Source organism: Microtetraspora niveoalba (assembly GCF_001570405.1).
Lineage (GTDB): Bacteria > Actinomycetota > Actinomycetes > Streptosporangiales > Streptosporangiaceae > Microtetraspora > Microtetraspora niveoalba.
The window spans coordinates 236,152-259,565 of the sequence record NZ_BBYM01000006.1; the positions used below are offsets into that span (position 1 = coordinate 236,152).

Consider the following 23,414-nt stretch of genomic DNA (forward strand, 5'->3'; position numbering starts at 1 on the left):
GGATTAGTGACACAGGAAAGATCTGACTAAACCTGGTCAAAGTGCCGCATCGGGGGAGCATGCGCCGTGGAGGCCCGTACGACGAGCTCCGGCTCGAACAGGTGCTCCGCCGCCTTGCCGCCCCGGCCCCTGATCTCGTCGATGAGGGTGCGCACGGTGGCCACGCCGATCGCCAGGACGGGCTGGCGGACCGTCGTGAGCGGCGGATCGGTGAACGACATCAGCAACGAGTCGTCCGCCCCGACCACGGAGACGTCCTCGGGCACGCGCAGCCCGCGCCGCCGCGCCGCCCGGATCGCGCCGAGCGCCATCAGGTCGCTGCCGCAGACGAGCGCGGTCGCGCCCTGTTCGAGCAGCCAGTTCGCGGCCGCCTGGCCGCCGGTGACGTCGAACGTGGTGAGCTCGACGAGGTCGTCCGCGCCGGGACCGAGCAGCTCCCGCATGGCCTGGCGGAACCCGGCGAGCCGCCGCCGGACGGGGGAGTAGCGGGCGGGCCCGCTCAGGAAGCCGATCCTGCGGTGGCCGAGGTCGATCAGGTGCCGGGCCGCGATCCGCCCCGCGACGCCGTCGTCGCACGACAGGGTCGGTACGGCGAGGCCGGGCAGCTCGCCGTTGACGAACACGATCGGCATGCGCTGCCGCCTGAGGTCCTCGTAGCGGGAGCGGTCGATCGTGGTGTCGGCGTGCAGCCCGGAGACGAAGACGATGCCGGAGACGCCCCGGTCCAGCAGCATGCCGACGTACTCGTCCTCGCCGGCGCCCTCGGGCGTCATGGTGCCGAGCACGGCGGTGTAGCCGTGCCGCGCCAGATTGCTCTCGATGACCTGCGCGAACAGCGGGAAGACGGGATTCTGCAGCTCGGCGACGATCAGCCCGACGAGCCCCGAGCTGCGCGGCCGCAACGCGCTCGGGCGCTCGTAGCCCAGCACGTCCAGCGCGGTGATCACCGCCCTTCGCGCGCTCGCGCTCACTCCCGGGCGCTCGTTCAGCACGCGGGAGACGGTCGCCTTGCTGACGCCCGCCTGCCGGGCGATGTCGTCGAGTCGTACTGCCATGGGGATCCGATCCGCTCGCTGGAACGTCGCAAGGAATCCTGAAACATTGCAGCAATTTTGTGCAACGTCTTTCAGGAACTGAAAGGTCTTGTTAACTTCTCCGCACACCGCGCGGTTCCCCCCATCCAGGGCTCCGGCCCTCCCTCCTTCCCTGGAGCAATGCTGTGCGCAGAATCTTCGAGGCGCTCGCTCCCCGTCCGGCCCCGCGCCTGGTCTCCGGTCTGGCCCTCGGCCTGGCCGCCTGCCTGGCGCTGACCGCCTGCGGCGGCGGCGCCGGCGGCGGCACCGCGACCGGCGAGGCCTCCTCGGCGGCGCCCGCCGAGAACGCCGAGAACGCCGAGGCCGCCGAGAACGCCACGCTGACCATCTGGGCCGACCAGAAGCGGTCCGAGACCCTCAAGCCGTTCGCCGACGCCTTCGCGAAGGAGAACGGCGTCAAGGCCGACATCGTCGTGGTCGCCCAGAACCAGCAGCAGACCTTCGTCACCGCCTCCCAGGCGGGCAAGGGCCCCGACGTCCTCGTCGGCGCCCACGACTGGATCGGCAACCTGGTCCAGAACGGGTTGATCGACCCCATCCAGATGCCCCGGGACCAGCTCGACGGGTACGTGGACGTCGCCCGCTCGGCCGTCACCTACGACGGGCAGGTCTACGGCGTGCCGTACGCGGTGGAGAACCTGGCGCTGTACCGCAACACCGACCTGGCGCCCGAGGCGCCGAAGACCTTCGACGAGCTGGTCGCCACCGGCGCGAAGCTCAAGGCGGCCGGCGAGGTCAAGGAGATCGTGGGCTACCCGATCAGCCAGCAGGACGGCCAGTCCGGCGACACCTACCACATGTACCCCCTCTACACCTCCGGCGGCGGCCACCTGTTCGGGACCACGCCGAACGGCGACCCGGACCCGGCCGACCTCGGCGTCGGCACGCCCGAGTCGATCGCCGCCTTCGAGAGGGTGGCCGAGTTCGGGGAGAAGGGCGCGGGCGCGCTCAAGCGCTCCCTCACCTCCGACAACTCCGCCGCGCTCTTCGCCGAGGGCAAGACCGCGTTCATGGTCTCCGGGCCCTGGCGGCTGGCCGACGTGCGCACCGCGGGCGTGAAGTACGACGTCACCCCCGTGCCCGGGTTCAAGGGCGGCGGCCCCGCCCGCAGCTTCGTCGGCGTCCAGGCGTTCTTCGTGGCGAGCAAGGGCAGGAACAAGGCCCTCGCGCAGGAGTTCGTCACCAACACCCTGGCCTCGCCCGAGGTGTCCCAGGCGCTGTTCGACGCCGAGCCGCGCATGCCCGCGCTCAAGAGCGCCCTGGCGTACGCGTCGGCCAAGGACCCCGACGTCGCCAAGTTCGAGGCCGCCGCGGAGAACGGCGTGCCACTGCCCGCGATCCCGCAGATGGTCGCCGTCTGGGGGCCGTTCAACACGCTGATCCACGCCGTGGTCAAGGGCGAGAAGGTCGCCCCCGCCGTGAAGGCCGCGGGCAGGGCCATCGCCGAGCAGCTCGGGCGAACCGGATGACGATCACACGGAACCCCGCCCGGCACGACCGGGCGGGGACCGGCGCGGCGCACCCGCGCGCGCGGAGCTGGCCCGGCTCGGCCTCGGGCGTCGCCGTCCGCGTCCTCGCCCTGGGCCTGATCCTCGGCGTCGCCCTGTGGGCCGCCGCCCCGCTGGTCTCCTCCGGGGACTGGACCGGCATGGCGATCACCGCGGTGGCGACCGGCGTCGCCCTCTGGGCCTACCTGATCCCGCGCCGGCTGCCCGCCAAGTACCTGCTGCCCACCACGTTCCTCCTGGTGGCCTTCCAGGTGTTCCCCGTCCTCTACACGATGTCGCTCGCCCTCACCAACACCGGCGACGGGCACCTCGGCACCAAGAGCGAGGCGATCACCGCGATCGAGACGTCGTCCGTACGGCGTGCGGCGGACTCGGCCGAGTTCCGCCTCACCGTGGCGGAGAAGGACGGAGCGCTCGTCTTCCTGCTGGCCGACCCGGCCACGCGCGCCGCGTACGCCGGGACCGAGGACGGGCTGCGCGAGATCGGCGGCGCGTCCCTCGGCCCCGGCGGGCGGATCACCGCCGCCGAGGGGTACACGGTCCTGACGGCGGCCCAGGCGTCCGCGCGGAGCGCGGAGATCACCGCGCTGGCGGTGCCCGTCGAGGGCGGGGCGATCCGGAGCCAGGGGCTGAGCCGCGCCTACCGGGGCACGGCCGCGCTCGCCTACGACGCCGGCTGCGACTGCGTGAAGGGCGACGGCGGGATCTGGAGGTCCGACGAGGAGCAGGGCAGGTTCGTCGCCGAGGACGGCAGGGCGCTCCCGCAGGGATGGAAGGTCGGCGTCGGCCTGTCCAACCTCGGCGCGGCCCTGACCAACCCGAAGATCAACGCGCACTTCGCCGGCGTCTTCGCGTGGAACCTGTTCTACGCCATCGCGGTCGTCGCGCTCACCGCCGCGCTGGGCCTGGCCGCCGCCCTGGTGCTGCACCATCCGCGGATGCGCGGCGTCCGCGCGTACCGGACCCTGATCGTGCTGCCGTACGCGATGCCCGCGTTCGCGATGCTGCTCGTGTGGCGTGACATGTTCAACACGGACTTCGGCCTGATCAACCGGATGCTCGGCCTGCACACCGACTGGCTCGGCACGCCGTTCACCGCGCGGTTGTCGGTGCTGCTCGTCCAGCTCTGGCTGGGGTTCCCGTACATGTTCCTGGTCGCGACGGGCGCGCTGCAGACGATCCCCCGGGAGTACATGGAGGCGGCCGAAGTCGACGGCGCCTCCCCCTGGCAGCGGTTCAGGAAGGTCACCCTGCCGCTGCTGCTCCTCGCGCTCGCGCCGCTGCTCGTGTCGTCGTTCGCGTTCAACTTCAACAACTTCAACGGGATCTTCCTGGTGACCTCGGGCGGGCCGTTCCCGTCGGACAACCCCACGGTCGGCGCCACCGACCTGCTGATCACCTACACGTTCCGGCTCGCCTTCGGCCAGCAGGGCGCGCAGTACGGCCTGGCCGCGGCGATGTCGATCTACGTCTACCTGATCGTCGCGGTGATCTCGATCATCGGCTTCCGGCGTACCCGGGCGTTCAAGGAGGTGAGCTGATGCGGGCGATCGTGTGGCGGCACGCCGCCGCCGTCCTCGTCACGGCGTTCGCGGTGCTGCCCATCGTGTTCGTGGTGTCGGCCGCGCTCAACCCGATCGGGACGCTCAGCTCGACCGCCCTCGTCCCGCGCGGCGCCGGCCTCGGGAACCTCCTCCGGTTGTTCGAGGAGACCCGCTTCTGGACGTGGTACCGCAACTCCGTCGTCGTCGCCGGGCTGACCGCCGCGCTGGCCGTCGCCGTCGCGGCCCTCGCCGCGTACGCGTTCAGCAGGTTCCGCTTCGCCGGGCGGCGCGTCGGCCTGGTGAGCCTGCTCGTCATCCAGGCGTTCCCGCAGTTCCTCGCGATCGTCCCGCTGTACGTGATCTTCAGCGCGATCAGCGACAACTGGCCCGTCTTCGGGCTGAACAGCGTCTGGGGCGTCGTCCTGCTCTACATCGGCGGCCAGGTCGGGGTGAACACCTGGCTGATCAAGGGCTTCTTCGACTCGATCCCGAAGGAGCTCGACGACGCGATGATGATCGACGGCTGCACCCACACGCAGGCGTTCCTCCGGGTCGTCCTGCCGCTCGCCGCGCCGGTGCTGGCGATCAGCGGCCTGCTCGTGTTCATCGCCACGATCAACGAGTTCCTCATCGCGAGCGTCTTCCTCACCGGCGACGACGCCCGCACGCTCGCGGTCGGGCTGTTCGGCCTCCTCGCCGACCAGCGCAACGCCAACTTCGGCATGTTCGCCGTCGGCACGCTGCTCACCGCGATACCGACGGTCCTCGTGTTCCAGTTCCTGCAGAGATACATCGTCCACGGGCTCACCGCGGGCGCAGTGAAGGGATGAAGATGCTCGATCGGGGATTCCACCACGACGGCTCGGCCGACCACGTCAGCACGCTCGCGCCTGAGCCGGGTGAGACGGTCGCCGTGTTCGTCCGTACGCCGAGGGAGCACAGGAGCGGCGTGTACGTCCGCTCGACGCCCGACGGCGAGCCGCACTTCGCCGAAGCGGTCATCGACAGGGAGACCGAGCACGAGATCTGGTGGCGGGCCGACGTGGTCGCGCGCAACCCGGTCACGCGCTACCGCTTCCTGCTCGCCGGATCGCCCGGCTCGCCGGGCTACCGCTGGCTGAACGGCGCCGGGCTGCACGGCAACGACGTGCCGGACGCGGGCGACTTCCGGCTGCTCACCCACGCCGCGCCGCCGGAGTGGGCCCGCGACGCCGTGGTCTACGAGATCTTCCCCGACCGGTTCGCCCGCTCCTCCTCCGCGCCGCGCGCGCTCCCCGCCTGGGCGGAGGAGCGCGGCTGGGACGACCCGGTCGCGGGGAGCGGCCCCTCCACGTCCGTCCAGATCTTCGGCGGCGACCTGGACGGCGTGCGGGAGCGGCTCGGGCACGTCGCCGCGCTCGGCGCGAACACGCTCTACCTGACCCCGGTCTTCCCCGCCCCGTCCAACCACCGGTACAACGCCTCGTCGTTCGCCGAGGTCGACCCCCTGCTCGGCGGCGACGCCGCGTACCGCAGGCTCGTGGACGAGGCGCACGCGTACGGCATGCGGATCATCGGCGACGTCACCACGAACCACTGCGGCCACACGCACCCCTGGTTCCGGGCCGCGCTGGCGGACAAGGAGGCGCCGGAGCGGGAGATGTTCGTCTTCGGCGACGAGGGACTCGGCTACGAGGCGTGGATGGGCGTCGCGTCGCTGCCGAAGCTCGACTGGACGAGCGCCATGGTCGCCCGGGCCATGGTCGAGGCGGACGACTCGGTCGTCCGCCGCTGGCTCCGCTTCGGCCTGGACGGCTGGCGCGTCGACGTCGCCAACATGACCGCCCGGCTGCGCGAGACCGACCTCACCCGCGAGGTGGCCGCGCGTTTCCGGCGGGCGGTGGCGGAGGAGAACCCCGAGGCGCTGGTGGTCGCCGAGCACGCCCACGACGCCTCCGGCGACCTCGACGCCGACGGCTGGCACGGGACGATGAACTACGCGGGGTTCACCCGTCCCGTGTGGAGCTGGCTGCGCGGGCCCGGCGTCCGGCTGCCCTTCCTCGGCGTGCCCGCGCCCGTCCCGCGCCTCGGCGGCGACCGGCTCGTCGCCACGATGCGCTCCTTCGCCGCGCAGTCGTCCTGGCGGTCCCTCACGCACTCGTGGTCGCTCCTCGGCTCCCACGACACGGCCAGGATCCGTACGGTCTGCGGCGGCGACCGCGCTCTCGTGGAGGTCGCGGCGGGCCTGATGTTCACCCTCCCGGGCACCCCGATGGTCTTCGCCGGCGACGAGATCGGCCTCGAGGGCGCCTGGGGCGAGGACGGCCGCCGCACGATGCCCTGGGACCGGCAGGACACCTGGGACACCCGCACGCTCGCCGCGTACCGCGACCTGGCGGCGCTGCGCCGCCGGGAGGACGCCCTGCGGCACGGCGGCCTGCGCTGGCTGCACGCCTCGGAGGACGCGCTGGTCTTCCTCAGGGAACGCGCGGGGGAGCGGCTGCTCGTGCTCGCCGCGCGCGCCCCGCACGACCCCGTACGGCTGCCGCTCGGCTCCGGGGGCGTGCCGGTGTACGGCTCGGCGGAACTCGTCGCCGGCGAGGACGGCGCGCACGTCCTGCCCTCGGACGGCCCGGCCTTCCACGTCTGGCGGCTTCACTGAGCCCGTCTCCGCGCCCGTCTCCGCGCCCGTCCCGCCTTCCGCGCGGATGCCGGGGGTTGACCGGACGGGCGTGATGTGACAGGAGTGCTTCGTGAAGCGGACACTCACGAGGCTCCCGCGCATGGCGGCGGCGCTGGTTCTCACCGCCGCCCTGTCCGGTTGCGGGGCCACGCCCGCCGTCCCCGCGGGCGCCGGCACGACCCCGCCCGCCGCACCGTCACACGCGGCGGCGGACGGCGGCGGGGCCGCCGTGACCGCGCGCGAGCGGGAGGGCGGCCGGGCGGAACGGCTGACCATCCGGTCGGCCGCGCTGGGACGTCCCGCGAACGTCTGGGTGCTGAAGCCGAAGGGTTGGACGGAGGGCTCCACCGGCTGGCCTGCGCTCTATCTGCTGCACGGCTGCTGCGGCTCCGGAAGGGACGAATGGCTCTCCCGCGGCGACGCCGACCGGGTGACCGCCGGCCTCCCCGCCGTCGTCGTCATCCCCGAAGGCGGCCCGATGGGCTGGTACGCCGACTGGCGCAGCGGCCCCGCCTGGGAGACGTTCCACATGGAGGAGGTCCGCCGCCTGGTCGAGCCGATGTACGGCGTCGGCGGCCGGCGGGCGATCGCGGGCCTGTCCATGGGAGGCCACGGCGCGATGGGCTACGCCGCGCGGCATCCCGGGGTCTTCGAGGCCGCCGCGTCGTTCTCCGGCGTGCTGGACATCCGGGCCGATCCGGCCGGGTTCGGGACGTACCTGCGGGAGAGGGGGGCCGACCCCCGCGACATCTGGGGCGAGCCGGGGCCGGACGGCGCGGGCTGGCGCGCGCACAACCCCGCCGACCTGGTCGCGGCGCTCAAGGGGACGCGGCTGTACGTGTCCTGCGGGGACGGCGGGGCGGGCCCCCTTGACGCGCCCGGCGCGACGACCGACGCGGGCGAGGCCGCGATCCTGCGGCAGAACCGCCGCTTCGCGGCCGCGGCGGCCCGGGCGGGCGTCGACGTCCGCACCGACTTCTACGGGCCCGGCACCCACCGCTGGCCGTACTGGACCCGCGCCCTCGAACGCGCGCTGCCCCTGCTGCTGCCTCCCGCATGAACGAGTGCCGACGAACGAGTGCCGATGAACGCGCGCCGACGATCGTGCCCGGACGCGGCGCGATGAGACGCGGCGCGATGAACAGTCTCGCCTTCCGCATCGCCGTACCCGTGCCGTCATTTCACGAAAAAACGACTTTAGGCGGATAAAATGGACGCACCTGAGCGCGCGAACTCGGCTTGCCAGGGGGACGCCACCATGACGAACCACCGAACCGGGCACCACGCACCGCACGCCGCGCGGAGGAGCGCACGACCGGCCGTCGCCTGCCGGAGGATCTACGAGGACGCCTCGCCCTCGGACGGCGTACGTGTCCTGGTCGACCGGGTGTGGCCACGCGGCATGCGCAAGGAGGAGGCGCACGTCGACGAGTGGTTGAAGGACGTCGCGCCGTCCACCGAACTGCGCCGGTGGTACGGCCACGAGCCGAGCCGCTTCCCGGAGTTCCGCCGGCGCTACCTGGCCGAGCTGGGCGAGCCCGACCGCAGGCGGGCGGCGGAGCATCTGCGGGATCTCGCCGGCCACGGAGAGCTGACCCTGCTCACCGCGACGCGCGACCTCGGGCACAGCCAGGCGGCCGTCCTCGCGGAGTGGCTGAAGGAGAACCCCTGACCCCGCCCCGCGACCCGGCGGGCGCCCGGCCGACCTGACCGACGCCCCTGGCCGAGACCCTGACACGAGATCCCGAAGGAGATCCCGAACGGGAGCCTGAACGAGGAGCCGGCCTCGGAGGCGGACCGGGACGCGGTCCGCGCGCCGGACCGTGCCGCACCGTGCCGCCTCGCGCGCCGGTGCCGGCAGCACGCCCGACATCTGCCGGGAACATGCCCGAAACCTCTTTCCGGCACAGTTGGGAGCGGTTCCGGGCAGTTCGGGGACAGTTCGGGAAACGTGTGGGCCGGAAGAGAGGGGGACGCCGATGCTGCTGCGGCTGCGCGTTTCGCTGCCGGACCGGCCCGGGGTGCTCGGCCAGGTGGCCCGGGCCTTCGGGGTCATGGGAGCGGACATTCTGCAGGTCACGGTGCTCGAACGGGACGCGGGACGGGCGATCGACGACTTCACCGTGTCCTGGAGCGGGGTGCTCAGCGCGGAGGAGTTGCGCGAGCGGGTGAGCGTCGTGCCCGGCACCCGGGTCGAGGCCGCCTGGCGCACCCGGGAGGCGCCCGGGGCCACCCCGGACTACGACCTCCTCGGCCATGTCGCCGCCGACCCGGGCCGGGCGCTGCCGACGCTCGTGGACGCCGTGCCCGACCTGGTGAGCGCCGACTGGGCGGTGGCGGTGAACGCCGTCGACGGAGGCCTCGTCCACGGGAGCTGGCAGGCGCCGGGGACGGTGACATGGCCGGAGACCTGGGCGGGCCGGCGCGCGGAGCTGACCCCGATCCGCCCGTCGTCGCTCACCCTGGACGGCCCGCTGCACCTGATCAGCGTGCCGCTGCCGTCCCTGATGGGCGAGGACGGCCTGCACCTCGTGGTGGCCAGGAGCCAGGGCCCCGCCTTCCACCGGGTCGAGCTGGACCGGATGACCCGCCTGATGAACCTCGTCGAGGTCCTGGTCCGGCCCGGGGTCAGGGCCTAGCCGCACCCGGCCGCCGGGAGCCCTCAGCGCCGGGGCGGGTCGATCCGGTTGCCCGTCTGGGTGAACAACATGAGCCGGGACACGTCCACCGCCACCCGGCCGTGCTCGCCCGCCCGCCAGACGGGCCGCCCGCCGAGCCGTACCACCAGGTCCGCCCTGCGGTGGGTGCCGCCGATCGGCGGCGCGGGCGCGCGGTCGGCCGCGCCGTCCCCCGCGCCCCACAGGCGGCGCATCATGGACCGGGCCCGGCTCCCGCCCGCGCCGCCCGCGTACGCGTTGTGCCGGGGGTCGGGCGGCTCGGGGACGGTCACGGCGGGGATCCCGGCCTCCAGGTACGCGAGCCACTCGTGGCCGTGGTACTCCAGCGTCCGGACCCGCCCGAAGAAGCTGGGCCCCTCGGTCTGCTCCGGGACCGGGGTCAGGGCGTCCGGGCGGATGCCGACGATGATCTGCGACCCGGTGTGCTGCGACACGGCGTACGCGCGTGGATCGCTCCACGGCATCGTGATCTGGTGCGGGCCGAAGTCGAGCAGGATGTACTGGTTCTGCGGGGTGCGCACGGTCGCGGCGAGCAGGTTGAGCTGCTGCGAGCTCAGGAACGCGGCGGTGAACGCGGTGGCCGGGTCGTTGTACACCTGCGCCGGCGTGCCGATGTCCTGCAGGACGCCCCGGTTCATGATCGCGATCCGGTCGGCCAGGGTCAGCGCCTCGACCTGGTCGTGCGTGACGTACACGGTGGTGACGCCGAGCGCGCGCACCAGCGACGAGATCTCCATGCGCAGCTCGGTGCGCATGCCCGCGTCCAGGTTGGACAGCGGCTCGTCCATCAGGAAGAGGGACGGCTGGCGGACGATCGCGCGCCCCATGGCGACGCGCTGGCGCTGACCGCCGGAGAGCGTGCCCGGCCGGCGGTCGAGCGTCTCGTCGATGTGGAGGGCGCGGGAGAGCTCGACCACCCGCTCCCGCGTCATGTCCGGATCGGCCTTGGCGATCTCCAGCGGGAAGGAGAGGTTGCCGCGGACGGTGCGGTGGGGATAGAGGGCGCCGTTCTGGAAGACCATGGCGACGTCGCGGTCACGGGGCGCGAGGTGGTTGGCGAACTTCCCGCCCAGCCACAGGTCGCCGGACGTGATCTCCTCGAGGCCGGCGATCATCCGCAGCAGCGTGGACTTGCCGCATCCCGAGGGGCCGAGGAGAACGAGCAACTCGCCTTCCTCCGCCCGCAGGTTCATGCGGTCGACGGCGAGGAATCCGCCCGGGTAAACCTTGGTCACATTGTCGAGGACCACCGCACTCATGACGGCACCCCGGCTGGCCGCCCGTTCCTGTGTCCGCACGGGCCGCACCCGCCGAACCGCTCGCCGCGCTCGCTCATGTGGAGACTCGCTTCTCCTTGGGCACACGTGCCCTGACCCCGGAAATCGGTGTGATTGATGAGGTAGTACATCGCGTCTGGCCACGCGTGTCCATACATGTCAGTGAGAAACCCGGCATCTCCTAGTTACCAGCGAGTATCCGTTTGTTCGTGAAATAGCGGTAAATAGCAGGTATATGGCGTTAATCGACAGGCTTTGGTTACTTGCAGAAAGGCCGAACTGTCGTTTCCGGCGACCGGCGCCGCTCTCGCCGCCGCGTTCCCGGCGGGTGCCGCACTCTCCGTTCAGTGCCCCGCGCGCCGCCTCCGCCGTGCCCGCCGGGGCTCCCGCGATTGGTCGGATGATCGGCCGAGCAGCCGGTCAAGTGGCATATGTAACGAATTTGCAGAAACTTTCTGCAAGGGGTTTCATGTCCGTTCACATCGCTGTTACGTTCCGGCGTACACGCGGCGTGCCGGCCACCCCACCGGGACGCCGTTCCCCCCTGAGCCATGAGGAGTGCACAACATGCGGCGAGTCATCTCGGCCGCGGCGGCTGCCGCGGCCCTCGCTCTCGCGGTGTCCGCCTGCGGGAGCGGCGACTCGGGCGACGCGGCGGCGCCCGCGAAGCCCGCCGTCGCCGACCCCGCGCAGATCAGCGGCGAGATCACCTGGTGGGACACCACCCGCCCGGACAGCGAGGGCCCGACCTTCCAGAAGCTCATCAAGGAGTTCGAGGCCGCGTACCCCAAGATCAAGGTCAAGTACGTCAACGTCCCGTCCGACCAGGCGCAGAACCAGTTCCAGACCGCGGCGCAGGCCGGGACCGGGGCGCCGGACGTGATCCGCTCGGAGGTGGCGTGGACCTCGCAGTTCGCCTCCCTCGGCTACCTGCAGCCGCTGGACGGCACCCGCGCCGTCGACAACGAGAGCGACTACCTGGCCGGGCCGCTGAGCAGCACCAAGTACGACGGCAAGACGTACGCGGTGCCGCAGGTGACCGACACCCTCGCGCTCCTCTACAACAAGAAGCTGCTCAAGGAGGCGGGCTACGAGGAGGCGCCCAAGACGGTCGAGGAGCTGAAGAAGGTCGCCCTCGACATCAAGGCGAAGACCGGGGTGAACGGTCTGGCGCTCAACGTGGACTCCTACTTCCTGCTGCCGTTCATCTACGGCGAGGGCGGCGACCTGCTCGACGTGCAGAACAAGAAGATCGTCGTCAACTCGCCGGAGAACGCGAAGGCGATGGCGGAGGTGGCGGACCTGGTCGCCTCGGGGGCGGCGGCCAAGCCCGCGCTGCAGGACAGCTACGCCAACGCGATGACCGCGCTGAAGGACGGCAAGGCCGCGATGATCTACAACGGGCCGTGGGCGTTGTCGGAGGTCTACCAGGGCAAGGAGTTCAAGGACAAGACCAACCTCGGCATCGCGCCGGTCCCGGCCGGTTCGGTCAAGGCCGGGGCGCCGACCGGAGGCTGGAACCTCGCGATCTACGCCGGGTCCAAGAACATCGACGCGTCGTACGAGTTCCTGCGCTTCATGAGCTCGGCGGGCTCGCTCGCCACGGTCTCCGGCGACCTGGGCCTGCTGCCCACCCGGGCGTCGAGCTTCGACGACGCCAAGGTCAAGGGCAACCCCGACGTGGCGATCTTCAAGCCGATCCTCGACACCGCGGTCGGCCGCCCGTGGATCCCTGAGGGCGGGCAGCTCTTCCAGCCGCTGCTGGAGGGCTACCAGGCGCTGCTGGCCGGCACCAAGCCCGAGGACATGCTCAAGCAGGTCGACGAGCAGTACCACGGGATCATGAAGGACTGGAGCTGACCGGTGGCGACCTCGACTGGGCGTGTGCCGAGCACGGCCAGGGACCGGGCCGCGGGCGCCGACGGCGCCCGCGGCCGGCGCGGGGGCGAGCCCGGCCGCGTCCGCCTGGCCCTGACCCGGCACTGGTACGCGTGGGCGATGATCGCACCGGTGATCGTCGTCACCTGCGTGCTGGTCGGCTGGCCGCTGGCCCGCGGCGTCTACCTGTCGCTCACCGACGCCACCGAGGCCAACGTGGGCCGCACGATCGGCGTCAACGTCATCCCGGCCACCTACGAGTTCGTCGGGCTGGACAACTACCTGTCGATCCTCTCCAGCGGCCTGTTCTGGGAACGGCTCGGCTGGACGGTGTTGTGGACCGCGGTCTGCGTCGGCCTCCACTACGGCCTCGGCCTCGGCCTGGCGATGCTGCTGCACCGCAAAGTCCGCGGCCGGTCCGTCTACCGCGTGCTGCTGATCCTGCCCTGGGCGATCCCCGGCTTCGTGTCCGCCTTCATCTGGCGCTACCTGTTCAACAGCGACTACGGCGTCATCAACGCGATGCTCAAGGCGGCCGGCCTCGGCGCGGTCGGCTGGCTGGACGACCCGACCACCGCCAAGATCGCCGTCATCGCGGTCAACGTCTGGCTCGGCGTGCCGTTCATGATGGTCGCCCTGCTCGGCGGCCTGCAGTCCATCCCCGGCGAGCTGTACGAGGCGGCCGAGGTGGACGGCGCCACCCCCTGGCAGCGGTTCCGGCACATCACGCTCCCCGGACTGCGCTCGGTCTCCAGCACCGTCGTGCTCCTCGGCACGATCTGGACGTTCAACCAGTTCCCGGTGATCTACCTGATCACCAAGGGCGGGCCGGGCAGCTCCACCGAGATCCTGGTGACCTACGCCTTCCGCGAGGCGTTCACCGGGGTGCGCAACTACTCCGGCTCGGCCACGTGGGGCGTGCTCATCCTCGCCCTGCTCGTGGTCCTGGCCACGGTCTACCGCCGCGCGCTGCGCCGGCAGGGGGAGGTCTGGTGAGCACCGTCGCGACGACCCCGAAGGCACGCCCCCGCGGTGAGCGCGGCCCACTGGCGTCGATCCTGCTGCACGCCACCCTCGTGGCGGCCACCCTCATCTCGATCTTCCCGGTCGTCTGGCTGGTGCTGACCTCGCTCAAGCCGCGCGACGGCTGGTTGTCGTCCGAGCTGGAGATCTTCAACCGGCCCTCCCTGGACAACTACGCCCGCGTGCTCGGCGAGACCGCGTTCCCGACCTGGCTGCTCAACTCGGTGCTGGCCGCCGCGCTGACCACCGTGCTCGGCGTCTTCGTCGCCTCCACCACCGGATACGCGATCAGCCGGTTCCGCTTCCCCGGCCACCGGGGCGTGATGTGGCTGCTGCTGGTCACCCAGATGTTCCCGGTGGCCATCCTCATCGTGCCGCTGTACAACCTGATGGCCGGACTCGGGCTGCTCAACCAGATCCCCGGCCTGGTCGTCGCCTACCTCACCGTGGCGGTGCCGTTCTGCGCCTGGATGATGAAGAGCTACTTCGACACGATCCCGCGCGAGATCGACCAGGCGGGAATGGTCGACGGCCTCACACCGTTCGGCACATTCTGGCGGGTCGTGCTCCCGCTGGCCCGCCCGAGCCTGGCGGTGACCGCGTTCTACTCCTTCATGACGGCCTGGGGCGAAGTGGCGTACGCCACGGTCTTCATGTCCCAGGAGGAGAAGCGCACGCTCGGCGTCGGCCTCCAGCAGTTCGTCGGGCAGCACTGGTCGGACTGGGGACTGCTGACCGCCTCGGCCGTGCTGATCGCGATCCCGGCCGCGATCGTCTTCCTGCTCGTCCAACGGCACCTCGTGACCGGCCTCACCGCGGGTGCCACCAAGTCGTGACCGCCCGCCGGCGTACCGGGGCGACCGGTGCGCCGGCGCAGAAATATCGCATTGTTCGCAAGATCGGGGGAACCCAATGACCGAGCTCGTCGAGGAAGCCGCCGCCGCGCGGAAGACGGCCGCCCGCTGGTGGCGGGACGCGGTGATCTACCAGGTGTACGTCCGCAGCTTCGCCGACGGCAACGGCGACGGCGTCGGCGACCTGCTCGGCGTCCGCAGCCGGCTGCGCTACCTGTCCGAGCTCGGAGTGGACGCGATCTGGCTGACGCCGTTCTTCACCTCGCCGATGGCCGACTTCGGGTACGACGTCGCCGACTACCGCGACGTCGATCCGATCTTCGGCTCGCTCGCCGACGCCAAGGCCCTGCTGGACGACGCCCACCGCCACGGCCTGAAAGTGATCGTGGACGTGGTGCCGAACCACACCTCCGACCAGCACGAATGGTTCGTCGCGGCGGCGGCCGCCGGGCCGGGCAGCCCCGAGCGCGAGCGCTACATCTTCCGCGAGGGGCGCGGCGCCCGCGGCGAGCTGCCGCCCAACGACTGGGAGTCCATCTTCGGCGGCCCCGCCTGGACCCGCCTCCCCGACGGGCAGTGGTACCTGCACCTGTTCGCCCCCGAGCAGCCCGACCTGAACTGGGAGCACCCCGAGGTCCACGCCGAGTTCGCCGACATCCTGCGTTTCTGGCTCGACCTCGGCGTGGACGGCTTCCGCGTCGACGTCGCCCACGGCATGGTCAAGGCCGCCGGACTGCCCGACGTCGGCCACACCGGCCAGGTGAAGCTGATCGGCACCGACATCGTCCCGTTCTTCGACCAGGACGGCGTGCACGAGATCCACCGATCCTGGCGCCGGATCCTCGACTCCTACGACGGCGAGCGGATCGGCGTCGCCGAGGCGTGGGCGCCCTCGCCCGAGCGGCTGGCCAACTACGTCCGGCCCGACGAGCTGCACCAGGCGTTCAACTTCCACTTCCTGAACACGCCCTGGGACGCGGCCGCGTTCCGCGAGGTGATCGGCGTCTCCCTCGAGACCGTGACGCTCGTCGGCGCGCCGTCCACCTGGGTGTTGTCCAACCACGACGTCAAGCGGCACGTCACCCGGTACGGCGGCGGCGCGGTCGGGCTGCGCCGCGCGCGGGCGGCCACCCTGCTCATGCTCGCCCTCCCCGGCTCCGCGTACCTCTACCAGGGCGAGGAGCTCGGCCTGCCGGAGGTGCTCGACCTGCCCGAGGAGTACCTCCAGGACCCGCAGCGGCTGCGCGACCCGGACAGCGGCCGGGACGGCTGCCGGGTGCCGATGCCGTGGACGGCCACCGAGGAGCCGCCGTTCGGCTTCGCCCCGCCCGGGATCTACGAGAGCTGGCTGCCGGTGCCCCCGGCCTGGCGCGGGCTGAGCGTCGAGGCGCAGCTCCGGGACACCGCGTCCACGCTCAGCCTGTACCGCGCCGCGCTGCGGATCCGGCGGGAGCACCCCGCGCTCGGCGACGGCGCGATCACGTGGCTGGAGTCACCGGCCGGCACCCTCGCCTTCGTCCGCGACGGAGGCTTCGCCTGCCTGATCAACATGACGGGGGAGTGGGTCGAGGCCGGGCTTCCGCCCGGCGCGGCCGAGCTGCTCCTCGCGAGCGCCGACCCCGTGATTTCCGGCGACGTCGTCCGGCTGGCTCCCGATTCCACCACCTGGTGGAGCCTCGAGAATGTCTAAAGTTGTGCCCATGACCAACGCGCGGCTCGCCGACATCGCGGCTCAGGCAGGTGTCAGCGAAGCGACGGTGAGCCGGGTGCTCAACGGCAAGGCGGGCGTCGCCGCCGCGACCAGGCAGGCCGTGCTCACGGCGCTCGACCTCATGGGGTACGAGCGCCCGCAGAGGCTCCGCCAGCGCAGCAACGGGCTGATCGGCCTGGTAATCCCCGAGCTGGGCAACCCCATCTTCCCGGCGTTCGCCCAGGCGGTGGAGAAGGCCCTCACCCAGCACGGGTTCACCCCGATCCTGTGCACGCAGGAGCCCGGCGGCGCCCCGGAGGACGAGTTCACCGAGATGCTGCTCGACCGCGGCGTCGCGGGCATCGTCTTCGTGTCCGGCCTGCACGCCGACACCACGGCCAGGATGGACCGCTACACCCGGCTCACCGACCGCGGCCTGCCGATCGTGCTCGTGGACGGCTACAACGAGGGCATCGACGCGCCGTTCATCTCGCCGGACGACCGGCTCGCCGCCCGCCTCGCCGTACAGCACCTGGTCGACCTCGGGCACGAGCGCGTCGGGCTCGCGCTCGGCCAGCGGCGCTTCGTCCCGGTGATCCGCAAGATCGAGGGGTTCCGCCAGGCGATGGCGCAGCTCCTCGGCAGGGACGACGTCGACGACCTGATCCAGCACTCGCTGTTCTCGGTCGAGGGCGGGCAGGCCGCCGCGTCCGCGCTGATCGAGCGCGGCTGCACCGGCATCGTGTGCGCGAGCGACCTGATGGCCCTCGGCGCCATCCGCGCCGCCCGCGAGCGCGGGCTGGCCGTCCCGGGGGACGTGTCGGTGGTCGGGTTCGACGACTCGCCGCTGATGGCCTTCACCGACCCGCCCCTGACCACCGTGCGCAAGCCGATCGGCGCGATGGCGACCGCCGCCGTCGAGACCCTGCTGGAGGAGATCGGCGGCACTCCCGCCAAGCACCTGGAGCTCGTCTTCCAGCCCGAGCTCGTCGTCCGCGGCTCGACCAGCTCGGGCCCGCTCGTCAACCGCTGACGCCCCCCGCGGCCCTCACGCGGCCGCGACCCATCCACGGAGGCTTTGTGCAAGAGCGAACGACCGAGCGCGACGTGGTGGTGCTCGGCGGCATCGGCGTCGACACCACGGTCTACGTGCCCGAGCTGCCCCTGCCGTACCGGGACACCTACCACGTGCCGCCGGTCGTGGACCGGATCGGGAACACGGGCTCCGGCGTCGCCCTCGGATGCCGCGCGCTCGGGCTGCGGGTGACGCTGGTCGCCCTGATCGGGGAGGACCCGCAGGGCCGCCTCGTCCGCGACCACCTCGCCGCCCGCGACGTGGACGTCGCCTGGGCTCCGTCCCCGGGGGGCACGAGCCGCAGCGTCCTGCTGGTCGGGCCGGACGGCCGCCGCCTCTCGCTGCACGACCCGCGGGTGACGCCCGGCGAACGGCTGCCCCGCGACCTCTACCTGCCCGCCCTCCGCGGGGCGCGGCACGTCCACGTCTCCATCACCGACTCCTGCCGCGACGTCTACGCCGACATCCCGGACGGCGTGACCGTCTCCACCGACCTGCACGACTGGGACGGGACGAACCCCCACCACGAGGACTTCGCGTACGCGTCGGACCTGGTCTTCATGTCGGCGGCCGCCCTCGGCGACCGCAGGGACGCGGTCATGCGCGCCGTCGTCGACCGGGGCCGGGCCTCGCTCGTCGTCTGCACGGACGGTGCCGAGGGCTGCCACGTCCTCGCGGAGGGGTGGGAGCGCGCCCGGCACTTCCCCGCCCAGCCCCTGCCCGGGCCCGTCGTGGACGCCAACGGCGCCGGCGACGCGTTCGTCTCCGGCGTGCTCTACGGCCGCCTGCGCGGCCTCCCCCTGGAGGAGTGCGTACGGCTCGGCGCCCTCGCCGGGGCGCACGCCTGCACGACCGCCGGCACGCACGAGGACCCGATCACCCTCGCCACGCTCCTCGAACGGGCGGGGGACCCGCACGGAAGCGGGCAGAAGAATGGGCTCGTGACCAACGGGTGAGGTGGTCACGAGCCCGGGTTTCCATGAACGTGTGCACCGGGTCGCGGTCACGAACATGGCCGTCAGCTCCGCCGAGGGAGGATGGCTCGGCTGACGAGGTTCTGGGACCGCTCCGTCAGCGCAGCGCGGACGCCTCCAGGGCGAGCTTCTCGACACGGGCGAAGTCCCCGGCGGCCAGCGCGTCGGCCGGGGTCAGCCAGGTGCCGCCGACGCATCCGACGTTCGGCAGCGCGAGATAGGCCGGCGCGGTGGCCGGCTTGATCCCCCCGGTGGGGCAGAAGCGCACGTCGGCGAGCGGGCCGGACAGCGCCTTCAGGTAGGGGACGCCGCCCGCGGCCTCGGCCGGGAAGAACTTCATCTCCGTGATGCCGCGCTCGCGCAGCGCCATCGCCTCGGAGGCGGTCGCCACCCCGGGCAGGAACGGCACGCCGCCGTCCAGCATGGCGTCCACGAGGGACGGGGTGGTGCCGGGGGAGACGAGGAACCGCGAGCCCGCCGCGACCGCCGCCGCGACGTCGGCCGCCGAGCGGACCGTGCCCGCGCCGACCACCGCGTCCGGCACCTCGTCCGCGATCCGCCTGATCGCGTCGAGCGCCGCGTCGGTCCGCAGGGTGACCTCGATGACCGGAAGCCCGCCCGCGACGAGCGCGCGGGCCAGCGGCACCGCGGCCGCGGCGTCGTCCACGACGACGACCGGGACGACGGGCGCAAGGTCGAGCAGACTCATAGATTCCTCCACGCGCGAAGGTAACGTTCGCGCCGATACTCGGTCATACCAGCTCAACATTACTTGCCCTCTGTGCGAGCCAGGCGGCGGCACCGGTGAGGGCGGGTTGCTCCGCGACGATCAGCGACGTGGCGATCGCGGAGATGTAGCCGGACAGCGCGGGCGCCGTCATCTCGAACCGCGCCCGGAACGCGCTGTCCCGGGCCCGTCCGGAGATCCGCGGCAGCACCCCGCCGCCCACGTAGACCCCGCCACGCGCGCCCAGGGTCAGGGCGACGTTCCCGGCGAACCCGCCGAGCAGGGCGAGGAACACCTCGACGGTCTCCACCGCGAGCGGGTCGTCCGACGCGACGATCCCCGACGCGGTGACCGGCTCGGTCATCAGGTCCGCGGAGACGCCCCGCACCAGCGCCAGGCCGCGATGCAGCCGGGGCAGCCCGGTCCCGGACAGCAGGTGCTCGGCGTCCACGTACGGCAGGCCGTCGGCGCGCAGCGCGCGCACGATCTCGATCTCCAGGTCGGTGACGGCCGGGACGGCCACGTGGCCCCCCTCACCCGGCACCGCGATCCACCCGGCCCCGGCGGGGACCAGTCCCCCGACGCCGAGCCCGGTCCCCGGCCCCAGCACCGCCCGCACCTTGCGCACCGTCCCGTCCACGGGCTCCGGCCCGCCGAGGGACACCAGATCGTCCCCGGCCAGGTGCGGCAGCGAGATCGCGAGGGCCTCGAAGTCGTTGAGCAGCTCGACGTACGGGATGCCCAGTGCGGACACCGACCCCGCCCAGCCCGCGTTGGTCAGCCGGTACCGGTCGTCCTGTACCGGCCCGGCGATCGCCAGGCACGCGGCCTCCGGCCGCACTCCGCCCCCATGCGCGTCGAGATAGGCGGCTACGGCATCCGGCAGGCCCGGGTACTGCGCGACTTCCAGTACGGCGACGGACTCGGGGGCCTCTCCCGGCCGGGTGACCAGGCCGAAACGCGCGTTCGTGCCGCCGATGTCGGCGACCAGCCACGGCGGCGGGGGCGTCACCCGCGGCCCCCGGGACCGAACACGCTGGCGCCCCGCTCCGCCGGTCCGACCGTACGGCGGAACGCGTGGAACAGCTCCCGGCCCGTCCCGGCCCACCGCTCGTCCGGCAGCGGCGCGCCTTCCGGAGCGCGGCCGGACAGGTCGGTCAGGACGGTCAGCGTCCCCGCCGCGGAGTCCAGCCGGATCACGTCGCCGTCCCGGATGAGGGCGATCGGCCCGCCGTGGGCCGCCTCGGGGGACAGGTGGATCGCCGCCGGCACCTTCCCGGACGCGCCCGACATGCGGCCGTCGGTCACGATCGCGACCTTCTGGCCCCGGTCGAGCAGCACCGCGAGCGGCGGCGTGAGCTTGTGCAGCTCCGGCATGCCGTTGGCGCTCGGCCCCTGGTAGCGGACGACCGCGACGAAGTCCCGGCCGTCGAGCTCGCCCGCCTCGAACGCGCGCAGCAGGTCGAGCTGGTCGTCGAACACCCGCGCGGGCGCCTCGATGACGAGGTGCTCCGGCTTGACCGACGACACCTTCGAGACCGCGCGCCCGAGGTTGCCGTCCAGCATGTGGATGCCGCCGTCGGCCGAGAACGGGTCGGCGACCGGGCGCAGCACCTCCGTGTCGGAGCTGCCGGCCGTGCGCTCCTCCCAGACCAGCGTCCCCTCCTTGAGCGAGGGGGCCGAACGGTAGAGGTCGAGCCCTCGGCCGGCGACGGTGAGCACGTCGCCGTGGAGCAGGCCCGCGTCCAGCAGCTCGCCGATGAGGACGGCCATGCCGCCCGCCGCCTGGAAGTGGTTCACGTCCGCCTGCCCGTTCGGGTACATCCGGGTCAGCAGCGGCACCACCTTGGACAGGTCGGCCAGGTCGTCCCAGGTCAGCGTGATCCCGGCGGCGGCCGCCACGGCGACCAGGTGCAGCGTGTGGTTGGTCGAGCCGCCCGACGCCAGCAGCGCGACGCACGCGTTGACGATCGCCCGCTCGTCGACCACCTCACCCAGCGGGGTGTACTCGTCGCCGTGCGGGGTGATCTCCACCGCGCGCCGGCCCGCCGCCTCGGTCAGCGCGTGCCGCAGCTCGGTGTGCGGGTTCACGAACGTCGCGCCGGGGAGGTGGAGGCCCATCACCTCGACGAGCAACTGGTTGGAGTTGGCCGTGCCGTAGAACGTGCAGGTGCCCGGCGAGTGGTACGACTTCGCCTCGGCGTCGAGCATCTCCAACCGGTCGATCTTGCCCTCGGCGAACTCCTGCCGGGTGCGCGCCTTGATCTTGTTGGGCAGGCCCGAGGTCATCGGCCCGGCCGGCACGAAGATCGCGGGCAGGTGCCCGAAGTGCAGCGCCCCGATGAGCAGACCCGGCACGATCTTGTCGCAGACGCCGAGCAGCAGCGACGCGTCGAACATGTCGTGCGACAGCGCGATCGCGGTCGCCATGGCGATCACGTCCCGGCTGTAGAGCGACAGCTCCATGCCGGCCCGGCCCTGCGTGATGCCGTCGCACATCGCCGGCACGCCGCCCGCCACCTGCGCGACGCCGCCCGCCCCCCGGACCGCCCGCTTCAGCTCCGGCGGGTACGTCTCGTACGGCTGGTGCGCCGACAACATGTCGTTGTACGACGTGACGATGGCCACGCCCGGCTTCGCCGTTCCGCGCAGGTCCGCCTTGTCGTCCGGCCCGGCGGCGGCGAAGCCGTGCGCGAGGTTGGCGCAGGCGAGCCGGCCGCGCGCCGGGCCGCGGTCGCGCAGTTCCCGCCCCGCGGCCCCGATCCGCTCCAGGTAGGCCGCGCGGCCCTCACGGCTGCGCTCCCTGATCCTCTCGGTCACCGCCGAGACGACGGGGTCGATCGCGCGCGCGTTCACAGCTCCTCCTCGTGCCAGGTCCGGCCGCTGCGGGCCAGCAGTTCGCGGGCGCCCGCCGGGCCGGCCGATCCGGCGGGGTACGGCTCGGGCAGGCTCGCCGAGCCCTCCCAGTTCTCGATGATCGGATCGATCCACCGCCAGGCGGCCTCGACCTCGTCGCGCCGCATGAACAGGGTCGGGTTGCCGGCCAGCACGTCCATCAGCAGCCGCTCGTACGCGTCGGGCACCCGGCTCCGGAACGTCTCGGCGAAGCTCAGGCTGAGCGGCACCGGCCGCAGGGCCACCTCGCCGGCGCCCGGCTCCTTCGCCATGAGGAGCAGGTGGATGCCCTCGCTCGGCTGGAGCCGCAGGACCAGCCGGTTCGGCGCGGTCCCCGGGAAGATCGCGTGCGGGACGTCCTTGAACTGGATCACGATCTCCGACCGGCGGTCCGGCATCCGCTTGCCGGTGCGCAGGTAGAACGGCACGCCGGCCCAGCGCCAGTTCTTCACCTCGGCCCGGATCGCCGCGTACGTCTCGACCCGGCGCGAGATCTCGGTGGGCGGGGTGCTGGCGGGCTCGTCCAGGTAGCCGGGGACGCCGTCGCCCGCCGTGTACTGACCCCGGACCGCGAAGCGGTCGACCTCGGAGCCGACGATCGGGCGCAGCGACTCCAGCACCTTCACCTTCTCGTCGCGTATGGACTCGCGGTCGTTGCGGGACGGCGGCTCCATCGCGACGAGGCACAGGAGCTGGAGCAGGTGGTTCTGCACCATGTCGCGCAGCGCGCCCGCGTGGTCGTAGTAGCCCCGGCGGCCGGGCGTACCGACCGTCTCGGCGACGGTGATCTGGACGTGGTCGATCCAGAGCGAGTTCCAGACCGGTTCGAGGAAGGCGTTGGCGAACCGCAGCACCAGGAGGTTCTGGACCGTCTCCTTGCCGAGGTAGTGGTCGATCCGGAAGATCTGCCGCTCGTCGAAGATGGCGCCGACCTCGTCGTTGATCGCCTGGGCGCTGGCCAGGTCGCGGCCGAGCGGCTTCTCCAGCACGACCCGGGAGCGCGGCGTGACCAGCCCGGCCGCGTGCGCCTCCCGGCAGAACGGCCCGAACGTCATCGGCGGGCTGGCCAGGTAGAAGACGCGGTCGCGGTCCTCGTACCCGGCGAGCAGCCGGGACAGCGTGCCCCACCCGCTCCCGTCGGAGCCGCCCACGTCGATCGAGACGTGGTGCAGCCTGCGGAGGAAGCGCCGCCAGCCCTCCTCGTCGTCCCCCTGGAGGGCCGGGCGCGCCTCGGCGTCGACCTTGCCCCGGAAGTCGGCGTCGGTGAGGCCGCCGCGCGACATGGCGATGATCCGCGTCTCGTCGGCCAGCCGGCCGTCGCGGTCGCAGTGGTAGAGGGCGGGGATGAGCTTGCGCATGGACAGGTCGCCGGTGCCGCCGAACACGATCAGGTCGGCCGCGGCCGGCTGGGACCCGGCGCCGGCGGTACCGGCGCCGGTGGCCGGACCGGTCGCGCCGGTGAACGGGCCGCCGACCTGGGAGCCGACCTGGGAGCCGGCCGGGGCGCCGCCCGGGGTGCCGCCCGGGGCGCCGGC

General features: G+C 72.4%; 19 protein-coding genes. 13 read left to right on the top strand and 6 right to left on the bottom strand.

Annotated elements, in window-relative coordinates:
* Positions 1-26: 26 nt before the first annotated feature.
* Positions 27-1,055 (bottom strand): LacI family DNA-binding transcriptional regulator, encoded by a 1,029-nt coding sequence (locus AWQ70_RS06675; RefSeq protein ID WP_067171755.1) that lies wholly within the window; start codon positions 1,053-1,055, stop codon positions 27-29.
* A gap of 164 nt (positions 1,056-1,219) precedes the next feature.
* Here AWQ70_RS06675 and AWQ70_RS06680 point away from each other — a divergent pair, with 164 nt between their 5' ends.
* The 7 genes from AWQ70_RS06680 to AWQ70_RS06710 all read left to right on the top strand — a co-directional run bounded on the left by AWQ70_RS06680 (position 1,220) and on the right by AWQ70_RS06710 (position 9,447).
* Positions 1,220-2,563 carry a sugar ABC transporter substrate-binding protein gene (locus tag AWQ70_RS06680; RefSeq protein WP_245646787.1) on the top strand — a complete coding sequence of 448 codons (1,344 nt, stop codon included), beginning with the start codon at positions 1,220-1,222 and terminating at the stop codon, positions 2,561-2,563.
* Positions 2,560-4,143 carry an ABC transporter permease subunit gene (locus tag AWQ70_RS06685; RefSeq protein WP_157529919.1) on the top strand — a complete coding sequence of 528 codons (1,584 nt, stop codon included), beginning with the start codon at positions 2,560-2,562 and terminating at the stop codon, positions 4,141-4,143. Before AWQ70_RS06680 ends, AWQ70_RS06685 begins: the two co-directional genes overlap by 4 nt.
* Positions 4,143-4,976: a sugar ABC transporter permease gene (locus tag AWQ70_RS06690; protein WP_067171757.1), complete on the top strand. Its 834-nt coding sequence runs from the start codon at positions 4,143-4,145 to the stop codon at positions 4,974-4,976. The genes AWQ70_RS06685 and AWQ70_RS06690 overlap by 1 nt, the downstream gene beginning before the upstream one ends.
* 2 nt (positions 4,977-4,978) lie before the next feature.
* The gene (locus AWQ70_RS06695) at positions 4,979-6,787 is read left to right on the top strand and encodes a glycoside hydrolase family 13 protein (protein WP_067171840.1); all 1,809 of its coding nucleotides are present in this window, start codon (positions 4,979-4,981) and stop codon (positions 6,785-6,787) included.
* 91 nt (positions 6,788-6,878) lie between these two features.
* Positions 6,879-7,868, top strand: coding sequence for an alpha/beta hydrolase (locus AWQ70_RS06700; RefSeq protein ID WP_218004439.1), 990 nt, complete (start codon positions 6,879-6,881; stop codon positions 7,866-7,868).
* A 198-nt stretch (positions 7,869-8,066) separates the two neighbouring features.
* On the top strand, positions 8,067-8,480 hold the full coding sequence (locus AWQ70_RS06705) for a DUF488 domain-containing protein (protein WP_084516587.1): 414 nt from the start codon (positions 8,067-8,069) through the stop codon (positions 8,478-8,480).
* A gap of 307 nt (positions 8,481-8,787) precedes the next feature.
* Positions 8,788-9,447: an ACT domain-containing protein gene (locus AWQ70_RS06710; RefSeq protein WP_067171761.1), complete on the top strand. Its 660-nt coding sequence runs from the start codon at positions 8,788-8,790 to the stop codon at positions 9,445-9,447.
* A 23-nt stretch (positions 9,448-9,470) separates the two neighbouring features.
* Here AWQ70_RS06710 and AWQ70_RS06715 read toward each other — a convergent pair whose 3' ends face one another.
* On the bottom strand, positions 9,471-10,745 hold the full coding sequence (locus tag AWQ70_RS06715) for an ABC transporter ATP-binding protein (protein ID WP_067171763.1): 1,275 nt from the start codon (positions 10,743-10,745) through the stop codon (positions 9,471-9,473).
* 585 nt (positions 10,746-11,330) lie between these two features.
* Between AWQ70_RS06715 and AWQ70_RS06720 the strand changes: the two genes are divergently transcribed.
* The 6 genes from AWQ70_RS06720 to AWQ70_RS06745 all read left to right on the top strand — a co-directional run bounded on the left by AWQ70_RS06720 (position 11,331) and on the right by AWQ70_RS06745 (position 18,239).
* Positions 11,331-12,623, top strand: coding sequence for an extracellular solute-binding protein (locus AWQ70_RS06720; RefSeq protein ID WP_067171844.1), 1,293 nt, complete (start codon positions 11,331-11,333; stop codon positions 12,621-12,623).
* A 3-nt stretch (positions 12,624-12,626) separates the two neighbouring features.
* On the top strand, positions 12,627-13,637 hold the full coding sequence (locus tag AWQ70_RS06725) for a carbohydrate ABC transporter permease (RefSeq protein WP_067171765.1): 1,011 nt from the start codon (positions 12,627-12,629) through the stop codon (positions 13,635-13,637).
* Complete coding sequence (locus AWQ70_RS06730) at positions 13,634-14,500, top strand: sugar ABC transporter permease (RefSeq protein ID WP_067171767.1); 867 nt, start codon at positions 13,634-13,636, stop codon at positions 14,498-14,500. The genes AWQ70_RS06725 and AWQ70_RS06730 overlap by 4 nt, the downstream gene beginning before the upstream one ends.
* Positions 14,501-14,576: 76 nt before the next feature.
* Entirely contained in the window at positions 14,577-16,208 is a 1,632-nt protein-coding gene (locus AWQ70_RS06735) for a glycoside hydrolase family 13 protein (protein WP_067171768.1), read from the top strand.
* Positions 16,209-16,218: 10 nt separating this feature from the next.
* The gene (locus tag AWQ70_RS06740) at positions 16,219-17,241 is read left to right on the top strand and encodes a LacI family DNA-binding transcriptional regulator (RefSeq protein WP_067171770.1); all 1,023 of its coding nucleotides are present in this window, start codon (positions 16,219-16,221) and stop codon (positions 17,239-17,241) included.
* A 47-nt stretch (positions 17,242-17,288) separates the two neighbouring features.
* Positions 17,289-18,239 (top strand): carbohydrate kinase family protein, encoded by a 951-nt coding sequence (locus tag AWQ70_RS06745; RefSeq protein ID WP_067171772.1) that lies wholly within the window; start codon positions 17,289-17,291, stop codon positions 18,237-18,239.
* 115 nt (positions 18,240-18,354) lie between these two features.
* On the opposite strand, the gene eda is transcribed toward AWQ70_RS06745, so the two are convergent.
* The 4 genes from eda to zwf are packed head-to-tail and all read right to left on the bottom strand — an operon-like array spanning position 18,355 to position 23,237.
* The gene (gene eda / locus AWQ70_RS06750; RefSeq protein WP_084516588.1) at positions 18,355-18,966 is read right to left on the bottom strand and encodes a bifunctional 4-hydroxy-2-oxoglutarate aldolase/2-dehydro-3-deoxy-phosphogluconate aldolase; all 612 of its coding nucleotides are present in this window, start codon (positions 18,964-18,966) and stop codon (positions 18,355-18,357) included.
* Positions 18,967-19,009: 43 nt separating this feature from the next.
* The gene (locus AWQ70_RS06755; protein ID WP_067171777.1) at positions 19,010-19,996 is read right to left on the bottom strand and encodes a glucokinase; all 987 of its coding nucleotides are present in this window, start codon (positions 19,994-19,996) and stop codon (positions 19,010-19,012) included.
* On the bottom strand, positions 19,993-21,840 hold the full coding sequence (edd, locus tag AWQ70_RS06760; RefSeq protein ID WP_245646789.1) for a phosphogluconate dehydratase: 1,848 nt from the start codon (positions 21,838-21,840) through the stop codon (positions 19,993-19,995). The genes AWQ70_RS06755 and edd overlap by 4 nt, the downstream gene beginning before the upstream one ends.
* Entirely contained in the window at positions 21,837-23,237 is a 1,401-nt protein-coding gene (zwf, locus tag AWQ70_RS06765) for a glucose-6-phosphate dehydrogenase (protein ID WP_157529924.1), read from the bottom strand. Before zwf ends, edd begins: the two co-directional genes overlap by 4 nt.
* Between the last annotated feature and the right edge of the window lie 177 nt (positions 23,238-23,414).